The 14,352-nt window shown below is 66.5% G+C and carries 17 protein-coding genes and 1 tRNA gene; 10 read left to right on the top strand and 8 right to left on the bottom strand.

Annotated features, from left to right (window positions below):
- The first annotated feature begins 28 nt into the window (after positions 1 to 28).
- Complete coding sequence (gene pgi / locus KDB67_RS04235) at positions 29 to 1,711, top strand: glucose-6-phosphate isomerase (protein WP_291012793.1); 1,683 nt, start codon at positions 29 to 31, stop codon at positions 1,709 to 1,711.
- A gap of 58 nt (positions 1,712 to 1,769) precedes the next feature.
- Here the strand turns inward: pgi and KDB67_RS04230 are convergent, their stop codons facing one another.
- The gene (locus tag KDB67_RS04230) at positions 1,770 to 2,513 is read right to left on the bottom strand and encodes an SDR family oxidoreductase (RefSeq protein WP_291012790.1); all 744 of its coding nucleotides are present in this window, start codon (positions 2,511 to 2,513) and stop codon (positions 1,770 to 1,772) included.
- A gap of 30 nt (positions 2,514 to 2,543) precedes the next feature.
- Positions 2,544 to 3,455: a DNA-formamidopyrimidine glycosylase family protein gene (locus KDB67_RS04225; RefSeq protein WP_291012788.1), complete on the bottom strand. Its 912-nt coding sequence runs from the start codon at positions 3,453 to 3,455 to the stop codon at positions 2,544 to 2,546.
- Positions 3,456 to 3,481: 26 nt separating this feature from the next.
- Between KDB67_RS04225 and KDB67_RS04220 the strand changes: the two genes are divergently transcribed.
- A complete protein-coding gene (locus KDB67_RS04220; protein ID WP_291012785.1) occupies positions 3,482 to 4,255 on the top strand; it encodes a 3'(2'),5'-bisphosphate nucleotidase CysQ in 774 nt (257 codons plus the stop codon).
- Here KDB67_RS04220 and cobF read toward each other — a convergent pair.
- From cobF to KDB67_RS04205, 3 genes are all read right to left on the bottom strand, one after another.
- Positions 4,235 to 5,017, bottom strand: a complete 783-nt coding sequence (gene cobF / locus KDB67_RS04215) for a precorrin-6A synthase (deacetylating) (RefSeq protein ID WP_291012783.1) — start codon at positions 5,015 to 5,017, stop codon at positions 4,235 to 4,237. The genes KDB67_RS04220 and cobF overlap by 21 nt on opposite strands.
- The gene (locus KDB67_RS04210; RefSeq protein ID WP_291012781.1) at positions 5,014 to 5,832 is read right to left on the bottom strand and encodes an SDR family NAD(P)-dependent oxidoreductase; all 819 of its coding nucleotides are present in this window, start codon (positions 5,830 to 5,832) and stop codon (positions 5,014 to 5,016) included. The genes cobF and KDB67_RS04210 overlap by 4 nt, the downstream gene beginning before the upstream one ends.
- Positions 5,833 to 5,909: 77 nt before the next feature.
- Positions 5,910 to 5,982: transfer RNA gene (locus KDB67_RS04205), tRNA-Arg, on the bottom strand.
- Positions 5,983 to 6,202: 220 nt separating this feature from the next.
- On the opposite strand from KDB67_RS04205, the gene KDB67_RS04200 reads away from it, so the two are divergent.
- From KDB67_RS04200 to KDB67_RS04180, 5 genes are all read left to right on the top strand, one after another.
- Complete coding sequence (locus KDB67_RS04200; protein WP_291012778.1) at positions 6,203 to 6,511, top strand: hypothetical protein; 309 nt, start codon at positions 6,203 to 6,205, stop codon at positions 6,509 to 6,511.
- Positions 6,511 to 6,648 carry a hypothetical protein gene (locus KDB67_RS04195; protein WP_291012776.1) on the top strand — a complete coding sequence of 46 codons (138 nt, stop codon included), beginning with the start codon at positions 6,511 to 6,513 and terminating at the stop codon, positions 6,646 to 6,648. Before KDB67_RS04200 ends, KDB67_RS04195 begins: the two co-directional genes overlap by 1 nt.
- Positions 6,649 to 6,653: 5 nt before the next feature.
- The gene (locus KDB67_RS04190) at positions 6,654 to 6,884 is read left to right on the top strand and encodes a hypothetical protein (protein ID WP_291012773.1); all 231 of its coding nucleotides are present in this window, start codon (positions 6,654 to 6,656) and stop codon (positions 6,882 to 6,884) included.
- Between the two features lie 118 nt (positions 6,885 to 7,002).
- Positions 7,003 to 7,749: a hypothetical protein gene (locus KDB67_RS04185; protein WP_291012771.1), complete on the top strand. Its 747-nt coding sequence runs from the start codon at positions 7,003 to 7,005 to the stop codon at positions 7,747 to 7,749.
- Between the two features lie 284 nt (positions 7,750 to 8,033).
- Positions 8,034 to 8,621 carry a hypothetical protein gene (locus KDB67_RS04180; protein WP_291012768.1) on the top strand — a complete coding sequence of 196 codons (588 nt, stop codon included), beginning with the start codon at positions 8,034 to 8,036 and terminating at the stop codon, positions 8,619 to 8,621.
- A gap of 31 nt (positions 8,622 to 8,652) precedes the next feature.
- Here the strand turns inward: KDB67_RS04180 and KDB67_RS04175 are convergent, their stop codons facing one another.
- The 3 genes from KDB67_RS04175 to KDB67_RS04165 are packed head-to-tail and all read right to left on the bottom strand — an operon-like array spanning position 8,653 to position 11,351.
- Entirely contained in the window at positions 8,653 to 10,890 is a 2,238-nt protein-coding gene (locus tag KDB67_RS04175) for a heavy metal translocating P-type ATPase (RefSeq protein ID WP_291012765.1), read from the bottom strand.
- Positions 10,891 to 10,905: 15 nt separating this feature from the next.
- Positions 10,906 to 11,133, bottom strand: coding sequence for a hypothetical protein (locus KDB67_RS04170; RefSeq protein ID WP_291012763.1), 228 nt, complete (start codon positions 11,131 to 11,133; stop codon positions 10,906 to 10,908).
- The gene (locus tag KDB67_RS04165; RefSeq protein ID WP_291012761.1) at positions 11,130 to 11,351 is read right to left on the bottom strand and encodes a heavy-metal-associated domain-containing protein; all 222 of its coding nucleotides are present in this window, start codon (positions 11,349 to 11,351) and stop codon (positions 11,130 to 11,132) included. Before KDB67_RS04165 ends, KDB67_RS04170 begins: the two co-directional genes overlap by 4 nt.
- A 165-nt stretch (positions 11,352 to 11,516) precedes the next feature.
- Between KDB67_RS04165 and KDB67_RS04160 the strand changes: the two genes are divergently transcribed.
- The 3 genes from KDB67_RS04160 to KDB67_RS04150 all read left to right on the top strand — a co-directional run.
- Positions 11,517 to 11,876, top strand: a complete 360-nt coding sequence (locus KDB67_RS04160) for a metal-sensitive transcriptional regulator (protein WP_291012758.1) — start codon at positions 11,517 to 11,519, stop codon at positions 11,874 to 11,876.
- Between the two features lie 82 nt (positions 11,877 to 11,958).
- A complete protein-coding gene (locus KDB67_RS04155; protein ID WP_291012755.1) occupies positions 11,959 to 13,251 on the top strand; it encodes an acyltransferase in 1,293 nt (430 codons plus the stop codon).
- 37 nt (positions 13,252 to 13,288) lie between these two features.
- A partial coding sequence (locus KDB67_RS04150; RefSeq protein WP_291012752.1) for an alpha/beta hydrolase fold domain-containing protein occupies positions 13,289 to 14,352 on the top strand: 1,064 nt, incomplete at its 3' end.

Genomic DNA, 14,352 nt, shown 5'->3' with positions numbered 1-14,352 from the left:
GAGTCCCCCACCACATAGGGTGGTTGCCATGAGCGAGGTCTCCGGGTTCATCAGCAGCGACAACGACGACATCACCGCGACGCAATCCTGGCAGGCGCTCGCCGCGCACCAGCCACATGTGTTCGCCATGCACCTGCGCGAGGTGTTCGTGGTCGACCCCAAGCGCGGCAGCGAACTCACCGTCGACGTGGGTGACCTGCACATCGACTACTCCAAGCACCGGGTGCTGCGCGAGACCCTCGAGTTGCTGATGAGCCTGGCCCGCGAGGCGGGGCTCGAGGATCTGCGCGAGGACATGTTCACCGGCAGGCACATCAACACCTCCGAGGATCGGGCTGTGCTGCACACCGCGCTGCGGCTACCCGCCGACGCGCAGCTGACCGTCGACGGACAGGACGTAGTGCACGACGTGCATGAGGTACTGACCGCGATGGGCGAGTTCACCGACCGGGTGCGCAGCGGCGAATGGACTGGATATACCGGAAAGGCCATCACCGACGTCGTCAACATCGGCATCGGCGGCTCAGACCTCGGTCCCGCCATGGTGTATCAGGCTCTGCGGCATTATGTCGACGGCCCGCGCTGCCATTTCGTGTCCAACGTCGACCCTGCCGACCTGGTGGGCACCCTGGCCACCCTCGATGCCGAGACGACGCTGTTCATCATCGCCTCGAAGACGTTCGGCACGCTGGAGACACTCACCAACGCCGCTGCGGCACGCACCTGGCTGCTGGAACAACTCGGCACCGACTCGGCCGACGCCGTCGCCAAGCACTTCGTCGCGGTATCCACCAATGCCGACAAGGTGTCCGCGTTCGGTATCGACACCGCCAACATGTTCGGCTTCTGGGATTGGGTCGGCGGCCGGTACTCGGTGGATTCGGCAATCGGTCTGTCGGTGATGGCCGCAGTCGGCAAGGATCGCTTCGCCGAGTTCCTGAGCGGCTTCCACGCCGTCGACGAACATTTCCGCACCCAGCCGCTGGAACGGAACGCGCCGGTGATCCTGGGCCTGATCGGCTTGTGGTACACCAACTTCTGGGACATGCAGTCGCGGGTGGTGCTGCCGTACTCCAACGACATGGCGCGCTTCGCGGCCTATCTTCAGCAGCTCACGATGGAGTCCAACGGCAAGTCGGTGACCGCGCACGGGCACCACGTCACCACCGACACCGGCGAGATCTTCTGGGGCGAGCCGGGCACCAACGGTCAGCATGCGTTCTATCAGCTGCTGCACCAGGGCACCCGGGTCGTGCCGTCGGACTTCATCGGATTCGCACGGCCCACCGATGACATCGTCGACGCCGACGCCGGGTCGATGCACGACCTGCTGATGAGCAACTACTTCGCGCAGACCAAGGTGCTCGCCTTCGGCAAGACCGCCGACGAGATCGCCGCCGAGGGCGTCGACCCACATGTGGTGGCACACAAGGTGATGCCGGGCAACCGGCCGTCGACGTCGATCCTGGCACCCGAGCTGACGCCGTCGGTGATCGGCCAGTTGATCGCCCTGTACGAACATCAGGTGTTTGTCGAGGGCATGATCTGGGGCATCAACCCGTTCGACCAGTGGGGTGTCGAGTTGGGCAAGACCTCGGCCAAGGAACTTCTGGACGTGATCACCGCCCCCGAACCCCCTGCGCCCCAAGCAGATTCGTCCACCGATAACCTGGTCCGCTGGTACCGCCACCACCGCGGCCGCCAAGCCTGACGAAATTTTCTGGAGATATCGCGGTCGGCGAGGGCATATTGCCCTTGCCCGGGCGGGCTCAGCCGAGGTGGCGGGTGACCGACTGGGGGAGGTGGCGTAGGGCTGCGGCGATCGGTAGCCACGGCCAGGTCGGGACCGGCGCCCACTGCTTTTCGTTGTCGATGGCCTTGACCAAGGCGTCCACGCCGCTGTCCAGATCGGCCTTCAACTTGGTCTTGACGCTGCGGTTGATGGCGGTGTCGATATAGCCGGGGGCGATCACCGACACCTTGATGGGTTTGCCGGCGAACTCGGTCTGCAAGCCCTCACCGATCGCGGTCAGGCCCGCCTTCGATGCCGAGTAGGCCGTCTGCGCCTTCGGCTGGCCGCGCACGCCGGCGATCGAGCTGATCAGCACGAGATGGCCATGGTTCTGTTCACGGAAGATCTCCAGCGCCGCATCGATCTGCGCGATGGCGCCGATCAGATTCGTCTGCACCGTCTCGATGTTGGCGTGCGCCTTGCCGGTACCCATCGGGGCGCCCTTGCCCAGACCGGCGTTGACGATGACACGGTCAAGGCCACCGAGTTCGTCACGCAGTTTGCCGAAGACGACCGGGACGGCGTCGGTGTCGGCGACGTCGAGTTCGGCGACGGCCACCTGCGCGGCGGCGGGGCGTAGCTCGTCGGCGAGTTCGTCGAGACGGTCGATGCGGCGCGCGGCGAGGGCGAGCGAGCGGCCCTGCGCCGCGTACCGGCGGGCCATGCCTTCGCCGAGGCCCGAGCTGGCGCCGGTGATGAGGATCTTCTGGCGAGTGGTCATGCGGGTGATCTTACCGACTGGTAAGAACACTCATTTGAGGAGCCGGGACATCCTGCGGTCGGCGAGGATCTTGCCGCCGGTCTGGCACTTCGGGCAATACTGGAACGAGCGGTCGGCGAACGCCACCTCCCTCACTGTGTCGTCGCATTCCGGGCACGGTAGGCCCGTGCGGGCGTGCACGCGTAGACCTGTCCGCTTCTCCGCTTTCATCGTCGCCACCGACGCCTCGTCGAGCCGGGTGACGGCGTCGGTGAGCACCGAGCGCATCGCCGCGTAGAGGCCGTCGACCTTGGTCTCATCGAGCGTGTTCGATGTGGCGAACGGGGAGAGTCCGGCCACATGCAGGATCTCGTCCGAGTAGGCGTTGCCGATGCCGGCAATGACCCGCTGGTCGGTGAGCAGATTCTTGATCCGTGCCCGCGAGCCGCCCAGGATCTCACCGAAGCGTTCGCGGCCGAGGCCGAGTGCGTCGGGGCCGAGCGTGGCGATCCGCTCCACATCCTTCGGGTCGCGCACAACCCACACGGCCAGCCGTTTCTGGGTGCCGGCCTCGGTGACGTCGAATCCCTCACCGGGCAACCCGCAATGCACCCGAAGCGCGATCGGGCCTTTGCCGCCCGGTTTGGGCGGCACCTGTGAGAGTTTCCCGCTCCAGCGCAGCCAGCCCGCCCGGGACAGGTGGATGACCAGGTAGATCACCTCGTCGGGATCGTCGGCAGAGTGGTCTGCTGGGGTGTCCGCGTCGCCTGGGACGGTACGGATGAGCAGATACTTGCCTATCCGGCCTGCCGACACGACTGTCCGGCCGGTCAACGCCGTGTACGGCGGATCGGCGGTCTTGAGCACGGCAAGCGAAGCAACGTCGACGCGGCGGATGGGCAGTCCGGCGATGCGGTCGTCGAGAAACGCGGCGATGGCGCCGACCTCGGGAAGTTCGGGCATGGCTACCAGTGTGCTCTAGTTAGGAGATGCACTCAGCGCCTTCCGTCCCGGGGCCCGGGTTTTCCGCGTCCGGGCTTTCCGATGCCGAGTTGGCCGCCCGGATCGCCGAGGGTGCGGGTGAGATCCTGCTCGGGGTCCGCCACGGCGGTCTGCTGTCGGGTCGGCATCTCGGCGACGTCGGCGACACGATGGCGCAGGCGTGGATCGCGAGCGTGCTGGCCCGGCATCGTCCCACCGACGCGATCCTGTCCGAGGAGGCCGCCGACGTCGGCGACCGGGCCACCGCCGACCGGGTGTGGATCATCGACCCCCTCGACGGTACCCGGCAGTTCGCCGGGGGCACCGGCGACTGGGCGGTACATGTGGCACTGACCGGGAACGGCAAGGTCACCGAGGCCGCGGTGTCGTTGCCCGCGCGCGGGCGGCTGTTCCGTTCGGACACCGTCGAGCCCGCCGACGGACCGCTGAGCGGTCGGATCGCGACATCGCGGTACGCCTCGTACGAGGTGTCGTGGGTGGCGCGCGAACTCAAGCTCGAACCGATCCCGATCGGGTCCGCCGGTGCCAAGGCGATGGCGGTGGTCACCGGCGAGGCCGACGCCTACGTGCATGCGGGCGGCCAGTACGAGTGGGACAACTGCGCCCCCGTCGGAGTGGCGCTGGCCGCCGGATTGCATTGCAGCAGGCTCGACGGCGCGCCGATCGTCTACAACCAGCCCTATCCCTACATGCCCGATTTCGTCATCTGCCGCACCGAACTCCGCGAAGACATGCTCGCCTCACTCGCCGAGATCTGGTGACTCGGCTTTGCGCAGCAGGTACACATCCATCAACCAGCCCATCGAATCCCTTGCCCTGTCACGGGTTTCGGCTATCTGATCGGCAACGTCGGCGACGCGCCCGCTGATCAGGATCTCGTCGGCGGTGCCGACGTAGGCACCCCACCAGATGTGGTCGTCGGGGTAGGCGGTCTCCCGGAACGCCAGGAATGAGTCGAGCATCACCACCTGGTTGGCCGCGGCGCCCTCCGGGGTGCTCGCGAGAAGTCGACCGGTGGTGATGTGGATCGGCTCCCCGATTCGGTTGAGCGGAATCCGGTGCGCCGCAGTCAACGCGCTGATGCTGGTGACGCCGGGGATCACGGTGACTTCGGGAGACAGGACGCCGCGTTCGGCGATGTCGTCGACAATCCGCAGCGTGCTGTCATAGAGCGCCGGGTCGCCCCACGCCAGGAACGCGGCCACCCCACCTTCGCCGATCTCATCGAGCAACACCTGCTCGATTGCCGACGCGCGGGCGGCATGCCAACGACGCACCTCGGCGGCATAGTCGGCGGGGTTGCGGTCGCGTGGCGGGTCATCGATCTCTATCAGCCGATAGCCTTGCGGCGCATAACGATCGAGGATCTCGCGGCGTGCGTCGAGTAGTGATTGTTTGGCTGACCCCTTGTCCAGGAACAGGAATGCGTCGACGCCGGCCATCGCGTCGGCGGCGGCGAAGGTGACATGTTCGGGACCGCCCGGGCCGATACCGATGACCCGGATGGTGATCGGTGTCGTCACAAGCGGATCCAGGACAGCCCGTGCTTGCGGGCGGTCACCGCCAGGATCAGCTCACGCGGCAGGAGCCGACGGGCGAGAAATACCAGGGGCGCCGAATTTCCCTTGGCGTAGAACGGTTTCGGATGCTCGGCCAGCGCGGCGTCGACAATCGCTTTCGCCGTGGCCTCGGCGGTGATCCCCGACTCCTCGTTGTGCGCCGTGGCTGCCGCGACGGTGGCGTATTCATCGGCGTACGGTGAGTTCTCGCCGATGTGGACGCTGCGCCGGCCGCCGATTCCCGTGGCGATGGTGCCCGGCTCGAAGCTGATCATCCGGATCCCGTACGGCGCCACCTCACGGCGGGTGGCCAGCGCGAATGCCTTGAGTGCCGCCTTGGCCGCCGAATACGTGGAGCGGAACGCGACGGGGAAACTCGCGAGCATCGACCCCACCATGACGACGGTGCCGTGGCCGCGTTCACGCATCCCCGGCAGCACCGCCTTGGTGAGCGCGACCGGCCCGAACACGTTCTTGGCGAACAGGTCCTCGATGTCGGCCATCGGGGTGTCCTCGATTGCCCCGGCCTGCGATTCACCGGCGTTATTGATGAGAATGTCGATCCGCCCGATCTGCTCGACCGCGGCGTCAGCGGTCGCGTAGTCGGCGTTGTCCAAACGCACATACGTGACACCCGGCACGGGATTCGCGACGGTATCGGGGTTGCGGCTGGTCCCGTACACGGTGTGCCCTCTGGCGACGAACTCCCGGGCCACCGCCGCGCCGATCCCACTGGACGCGCCCGTGACGAGGACGATCTGCGATGAAACTTCGCGCACCTGCACTCCGAACCACTCAGTGCGCCCCGACACCTATGGTGGCGCGCCGACCGGATGCCGGCACGAACGCGAAAGAGTGCTCCCGGCAGGATTCGAACCTGCGACACCGGCTTTAGGAGAGCCGTGCTCTATCCCCTGAGCTACGAGAGCGGGCACTGGCGGAAGGCTTGGATGCGCCGTTCGTTTCAGTCCCATGGAGTGTACGCGACGCCTGGAGTGTGTAGCGCGCACCCCGGCGCCACGCCGCTGATGCTTTCCGTCGAGAGTTCCGCGCGCCGGTTCGTCGATTGCTAGTGTTCGTTTCAGTGCAGCCGTACCGAACGGCACTGAGCTGAGGGGATGACTTGTGCGCCTGACCGCCGACAAGGTCGTGACTTGGAAAGAAGCAACCGTCCCCAGCGGCATCTCTCCGGAGAAGGTGTACATCGGTCCCGATCCCCAGGGGCAGGGCGGCTTTCAGGTCGCCGTCGCTACGGCAACAAGCACGCCAACACGCGGCAAACTCCGCGAACTCTTCCTCGCCCGGAAGGGCAAGACGTCGATCCAACTCGTGGTCGCGGTGACTTATCGTGACACCGTCCACCTGTTCGGTCCCGACCCGCAGGCGCCCTCGACGATCCCACCGATCCGTCGGCACCGAGGGCATGGGAAGTACGCAGCCGAGACCCCAGGCGGCTGATGCTCGCGCGCTACCTGCCGAGCATGTACACCGTCGAACACGATCTGCAGGAGTATCAGATCACCAACGCCGGCCTGCTGCGGCCCAGTCTTCTCAAGCGGCTCGAGTCCAGTCCCAAGCACTGTATACCTCGCTGACGAAGATGATCGAGTCACATGAAGTGTTCCTGGACGTACTCGGCAAGGGATACGTACTCAGGGGCGATGCGCTCAGCGAATGGGTGTCGTCGGAGTCCGACGACCTCGACGCCTTCGTCACCGAGTTCGACAACGACCAGCAAATCGAATCCACCGACGAACAGCGCATCAAGCTGATCGCCGAAGCCCTCGACGAGGCAGGAATCGCTCCCCCACTTCCTCACGTCAGGCGGTAGCTGGACGCGCCCATTGTGACGGATACCACTGACGATCTCGGACCAGATGCGAGTCGTACCGAGGTTGCGATCGCTGTTCGGCAGACAGGTAGCCTCGGGAGGTATGTATCGCAGGTGGGTGACGAGTTGCCGATTTCTCTGGCCGCCGATCCTGACCTACTCGCGGCGTCGAGGAGATCTGCTCGAATGGTTCGAGGCACACCTCGAACCCATTGCCAGCCTTGACGACGGCGAGATCGTCGGCGTCGCCGTGTTATCTCCTGATCTGCGCATCACGGTCACGAGACAGGGGTTCACGCTGGACTCCGGACTCGGCGGGCTCGATCTGATCGAGTTGTCGACCGCGATTGACGGTGTGCTCGAAGTCCTGGCTCCTAGGGACGTGATCCTGGACAGCTTCACGGCCGCCGGTGTCTCCTCTCTCGACCACGACGACTACGAGGCTGAGCGGGCTTCGTTCGCCGCAAGATCGGCGCTCAGCGGAGCTACTGCGATCGCATCGGCAGGTCTTCTGCCGGTCGACGGCTCAAACCTAGTCGACCTCACCAGCACCGACCTGCGGGTGCAGGTCGAGTGGGGCGTCGTTCGCGACGATGAGCTCCTCGCTCGGTTGCGGCACCCGGAGCAGTCGCGTCTGAATGGGCACACACTGGATGCCGATGCCCTTCACCTGACGCCACCCCGGTGGACCGCGCCTCCGGTTGGCCTATACTCGAACATCTGGGTTCGCCGTAAAGCAACGGTGCACGTCGGCTCGGCCGGAGATGTGACGGCAATCGTCAACACGCTCCAGAACACCACGACGCAGATCGCCGAAGCCTTACTCAGCGACTACACATCGGGACAGAGCAAGGGGGATCGATGAGTTCAGTGGACGTGTCGCGGACGACGCCCGCGCGCCACGATCTGGATGGCGGTTGGCAGCTGACGTCCTCGTATCTGCTCCGAGCTCGGGAAGACTTCGGATCTACGGGGCCCACAGGCGAAGCCGAGGCACCTGTCGTGGGTTATGGCCAATATGAAGTGCCGAATCCAGACTTCGACTACGGCGTGGTACACACCCAGCGCCGGCGTTTCGGGAGCCGCCGGTCGTAGGCCGGGACAGTGCCGACCCCCATACCCGAGTGCATCGTCGTCTTCGACGTCAATGTGTGGCTTGATGCCGCGACACTGATCACTCAGCCCTTCAGTTGGGATGAGTTTGACGCCATCGCACGCAGCGTCAACAGTCTGCCCGCACCCCACCCCGATGTCAGATACGACTGCCTACGTGCAATCGCAATGAGCCGCACAGGATTCTACGATTCGGCGAATCAGCGACTCGAAGTGTGGACCAGCGCCCACATCGACCGACTCGTCATCTCGAAAGCCCTCGAAGTAGTCCGTGACCGCGCAGGACGCCGCTGGACACAGGCCACTGCGGAAGGACTTGTCGAAGACTTCCTGTATCAGGTTCTGGACGACACTGGCGGCGGCACTGTCGGTGACATCGTCGTCCCGATGGGCAACCCTCCACTTGATCACGAAGACGGTTGCGTGTACCGAACCGCGATGGACGCCGGCGACGACCACATGTCACGCAAGGTGATCGTGACAAGGGACAGGTCGTTCCGCCAAAGCGCACCATCGATCGGCACGTTCGTGGACGTAGTGACACCCGCCGAGTACGTCAGCGAGCTGAGGAAAGCGCGGCGACCGACCTTTCCGCGACCTCCATTTCGTCCGAGTGAACCTTGACGGCCACAGACGGATGTCTACTACGGTGCGATCAGTGGAAGGTGCGTAGCCGGAGGCTGTTGGCGACCACGAAGACGCTGGAGAAGGCCATGGCGGCGCCGGCGAGCATGGGGTTGAGCATGCCGAGGGCGGCGACGGGGATGGCTGCCACGTTGTAGGCGAAGGCCCAGAACAGGTTGCTCTTGATGGTGCGAAGGGTCTTGCGGGACAACCGGATCGCGTCGGCGGCGCTGCGGAGGTCGCCGCGGACCAGGGTGATGTCGGAGGCGGCGATCGCCACGTCGGTGCCGGTGCCCATCGCGAGGCCGAGGTCGGCCTGGGCCAGGGCGGGGGCGTCGTTGACGCCGTCGCCGACCATCGCGACCGTCTTGCCCTCGGCCTGCAGGGCGGCGATCACCTTGGCCTTGTCGGCGGGCAATACCTCGGCATGCACGTGTTCGATGCCGACTTCGGTGGCGATCTGCCGGGCGACGGCCTTGTTGTCGCCGGTCAACAGGACCGGGGTCAGGCCGAGTTCGGTGAACCGGGTGATCGCCTGTGCGCTGGTCGGTTTGACGGTGTCGGCGACCACCAGGATCCCGCGGGCCGCACCGTCCCAGCCGACGGCGACGACGGTCTTGCCACCGTGCTCGGCGGCCACCTTGGCGGCGGCGACCTCATCGCTCAGCACCTGTGACCGGTCGGCCAGTAACGCCTCCCGGCCGACGATCACCGACTTGCCGTCGACGACGCCCTGTACACCCCGGCCCGCAAGGTTGGCGAATCCCTCGACGACCGGCAGGTCACCGGCCTCGGTGCGGGCACCCGCGGCGATGGCGGCGGCGATCGGATGTTCGGAGGCGTTCTCCAAAGCACCGGCCAGCCGCAGCAGTTCGGCGCGCCCGACTCCCGGCTCGCATACGACGTCGACCAGGGTCATGGCACCGGTGGTGACGGTGCCCGTCTTGTCGAGGACGATGGTGTCGACCTGCCTTGTCGATTCCAGCACCTCCGGCCCCTTGATCAGGATGCCGAGTTGGGCGCCGCGGCCGGTCCCCACCAGCAGCGCCGTGGGGGTGGCCAGGCCCAGTGCGCACGGGCACGCGATCACCAGCACCGACACCGCCGCCGTGAACGCTGCCGTCACCCCGAAACCCGCGCCCAGCCACGCACCGAGGGTGCCGACCGCGATCGCGATGACGATGGGCACGAACACACCGGAGATGCGGTCGGCCAGCCGCTGTACCGGCGCCTTGCCGGTCTGCGCATCCTCCACCAGCTTCGCCATCTGCGCGAGCTGGGTGTCGGCGCCGACGCGAGTGGCCCGGACCACCAGCCGCCCACCGGCATTGACCGTCGCACCGACCACCCGATCGCCGGGGCCGGCCTCCACCGGCACCGACTCGCCGGTCAGCATCGACATGTCCAGGGCCGACTCACCGGAAACGACGACACCGTCGGTGGCCACCTTCTCCCCCGGCCGCACCACGAACTCATCGCCGACGGACAGCTCATCGACACCGATCTTGACCTCGGTGCCGGCGCGCAGCACCGCCACGTCCTTGGCACCGAGTTCGAGCAGTGCGCGCAGCGCCGCACCGGCCTGCCGTTTGGACCGCTTCTCGAAATAGCGGCCGGCGAGGATGAACATCGTCACCCCGGCGGCGGCCTCCAGATAGATGTTGGAAGCGCCGTCGGACGGCTGCAGCGAGAACTCGAAACCGTGCGTCATCCCCGGTTCGCCGGCATCGCCGAAGAACAGCGCGTACAATGACCAGCCGAACGCGGCCAGCGTGCCCAGCGAGATGAGGGTGTCCATGGTGGCGGCGCCGTGCCGCAGGTTGATCGCCGCGGCCCGATGGAACGGCCACGCACCCCAGACCACCACCGGTGCGGCCAGCGTCAGCGATGCCCACTGCCAGTTGGTGAACTGCCACGCCGGGACCATCGCCATCGCGATCACCGGCACGGTCAGCACGACCGCGCCGATCAGCCTGTGCCGCAACGACTCCAGCTCACGGTCCGCCGGATCACCGGAATCGGAGCCGGACGACACCGGCGCGGGCAGGGTCGCGCCGTAACCCGCGTCCTCGACGGTGCCGATCAGCACCTCCGGGTCGAGTTCGACGGGCGCGATCACCTTCGCCTTCTCCGTCGCATAGTTGACGGAGGCCTGCACACCGTCGAGCTTGTTGAGTTTGCGTTCGATTCGGTTGGCGCATGAGGCACAGGTCATCCCGGTGATGTCGAGTTCATAACTCGACCCGACCTCCGTGGTAGTGGCACTCATCGTGAGACTCTTTCTCTACGAATCGAACTCAGTGTCCGGCACGGTGGGGTGTACCGGAGTCGACGGGCAATCGTCACCGTCACCGGACCCGTGACCGGCCGCGCCCCCGTGGGAATCGTGCGCACGTTGGTTCCACGAGTGGACAACACTGTCGGGAACGGCGACCGCCGCAACGCCGTAGGCGACCGCGAACACCGCGACGAGCGCGACGGCAAACAGGGCGAGCCGCCGTCCGGTGCTCATCGGATACGCACCGCCGAATACCCCGCCTCATCAACCGCAGCCAGGACCGCGTCGTCATCGATGGCCGCGTCGCCGGTGACGACGAGTCGGCCGGTCTGCGCGCTGACTTCGACGGCGCCGACGCCGGCGACCTCACCGACTTCTTCGCGCACGGACATCTCACAGTGCCCACAGGTCATGCCGGTCACCTTGTACTCGGCCGTGGTCGCGCCGCTCATCGCCATCTCCTCGTCTGCTGTCTCAGACCATCCACGATATACCCCCCTAGGGTATGGGAACAAGGTGCGGGCCGGCGACATTCCCCTAATTCCGGGGGCTACGATGGCTGTCTGCCGGCACGCCCGTAGCCCAGATCACAGAAGGCCCGAAGCGAGGACCCCACCATGACCGACGCACCGCCGGACACCGGCGCCGATCACGCGCCGGAGGCATGTCACTCCAGTACCTGCCATTCGGGCGCCGCACACGGCTACATCGCCGACAAAGCCCGCTACCTCGCCCGCCTCAAACGCATCGAGGGACAGGCCCGCGGCATCCATCGCATGGTCGACGAGGACGTCTACTGCATCGACATCCTCACCCAGATCTCCGCACTGACCAGCGCACTGGAAGGTGTGGCGCTGGCCCTGCTCGACGACCACCTGCGGCACTGCGTGGTCAGTGCGGCCGCACGGGGTGGCCCCGAAGCCGAGGAGAAGCTGCGCGAGGCATCCGCGGCGATCGCCCGGCTCGTCAAATCCTGACCCGGATCCCGCCCGGGCCGATGCAGGGGCAAACGCACAGTAGACTGATCCATCGCGACCGATAAGCAACGCGAAGGTTCTCGTGCAATCCACCCCCCAGACCCAGCCCACCCCCTCCGGACCGGAACCCGCCCGGGACGCCGGGCCGGACGACCGTTCCGAGAAGGGAACCGGTGTCGGCGCCAAGGTCCGCGCCGGGCGCGCCTACACCGCCGACCTGGTCCGGGTCGCGCTGTTCACCGGCGTGGTGATCGCGCACAGCGTCAACGCCATCAACTACGGGCCCCCGGTGACCCGGGCTTCACATCTGGCCGGCACCCTGCTGCATCTGACCCGCTACGGATTCGTGGTGGTGACGCTGTTCGTGCTGGTGCTGAGCATGCGCGGCAAGACGATGACCGCCACCGAGTTCTGGCGGCGCCGGTTCGGGCTGGTCCTGTGGCCGTATCTGCTGTGGACGATCATCTACTCGATCACCGATCACCTGCTCATCCCCGGCAACCCGTTCCCGCACACCCGCACCTGGTTCTCGGACCTGGGTATGGATCTGATCGGCGGTACCGGCAAGTACCAGCTGTATTTCCTGCTGATCTCGATGCAGATCTATCTGCTCTTCCCGCTGATCACCAAGATCGTCGAACGCTACGCGGACCATCCCTGGCGGGTGATCGCCGTCGGGGCGGTGATCCAGGTCGGCATGTTCTCGGCATACCAGTACACACCGCGGCCGCTTCCCGTCTTCTGGTCGAACATCCTGCAGCACCTGTGGAAGACCGCGCCGATGTACGCACTGTTCATCGTGATCGGGGCCGTCGCCGCCTACCATCACGAAGCCGTAGAACGGTGGCTGCGCACACACGCGGGGATAGTCGTGGCCTGCGCGCTGGGCTCGGCGGCCCTCAGTGTCACCGCCTATTGGCGGGCGACGACACCCGACGAGGTGCCGTGGCTTGCGAACTCCCCGTGGAACCCGGTGAACCTGCCGTGGCTGGTCTGCGGTTTCGGCCTGCTCTGGCTCGGTGCCACGGTGTGGGACGACCGGCGCAGGGCCGGCCGACGCAGCGCGACGCGGCTGGTGTCCTGGGCGACGATGCGCGCGTTCGGGGTATTCGCCGTACACCCGCTCATCCTCGACATCCTCGGCCGCACCGGGTTCCTCCGCGGCCTGTTCGAGTGGTTTCCCGGGTCACCGGTGACTCGCGCGATCGTGTTGATCGTCACTGTCTTGACGTTGTCACTGCTGCTCGTCGACGTCCTGCTGCGCACGCCCGTGAGCAGGCATCTCGTGGCCAGGCCCCGGATTCCGCTGCCCGGGGAGCGCCGGCTGCGCGAGGCCCGCGCGCGCAGACGGACCCGCGTCACGCCCGATCATTGAATCCAGCGGTCCGGCGTCGGCTGGTATAACCGATGAGGTGACCGACGACGATCAGCTCCGCCGGCGCGCACGCTCACCACATTCCACGGCGCGCGCCGCCGTCGGAACCGCGCTCGCAGCGACCGTCGGTGCCGTCGCCGTGTGCCTCGGTTCGCCGCATTCGGGCGCCGTTCCCCGGCCGACGCCAACCCCGTCAGCACCCGCCCTGACCGTATCTGCCGAGCCCGTACCCGCCGAGCCCGCGCCCGAAACCGGAATGCAGCCGCCGTCTGCCGATCCGCAGTTCGCCGGACGGGTTTCGCTGATGACCCAGTCCAGGGTGGGCGTATTGCAGGCCTCGACGATCGTGGCGAGATTGCTCGGCATTCCTACCGGTACGAACGTTCCGACCCCCGAGCAGGACTCCGATCCCGGGCGCCCGCCGACAACGAATGCCGAGGGCGTCGTGATGACGATGTCCAAGTACCGCGGCTGGAACGTATGGCAGATGGCACCGCAGGATGGGCCTGCGTCCGCACCCCCGATCGCCACCCGCCCCACGAGAAGGACGATCATCGCCGTACATGGCGGGGCGTATGTGGAGCCACCTACGCCGGCGCACTGGGCCTACTACGCGTCGCTGGTCCGGGAAACCGGTGCCACCGTCGAGATCCCGCTGTATCCCGGGGCACTGATCGCCCACGCCGCCGGTGTGATACCGAACATGGCGGACTATTTCTCCGCACAGATCCGCGAACATGGCGCCGAGAACGTGAGCGTGCTCGGCGACTCGGCCGGCGCGGCTATCACGCTCGCGGCAACCCAGGAGCTCGTGCGACGTGGGCAACCCGTTCCCGCGTCGTTGGTGCTGGTCTCGCCATGGCTGGATGCCACGATGACCGACACCGCTCCCGCGCCGTATTTCGACCCGTTCCTCAATGTCGACACCCTGCGCACGACGGGCAAGATGTGGGCGGGCAACCTCAGCACCCGCGATCCACGGGTCAGTCCACTGTTCGGCAGCCTCGCGGGCCTACCGCCGACATACGTGTACAGCGGATCGGTCGACCTGCTCTACAAGGACGCTTTCGCGCTGTCGAGGAAGGCCGCCCAGACCCCGGG

The sequence above is a fragment of the Gordonia sp. (in: high G+C Gram-positive bacteria) genome, assembly GCF_020438995.1.
Classification (GTDB): domain Bacteria; phylum Actinomycetota; class Actinomycetes; order Mycobacteriales; family Mycobacteriaceae; genus Gordonia.
The sequence above is the reverse complement of the archived record's forward strand: the minus strand, read 5'-3'. Positions and strand labels throughout refer to the sequence as shown.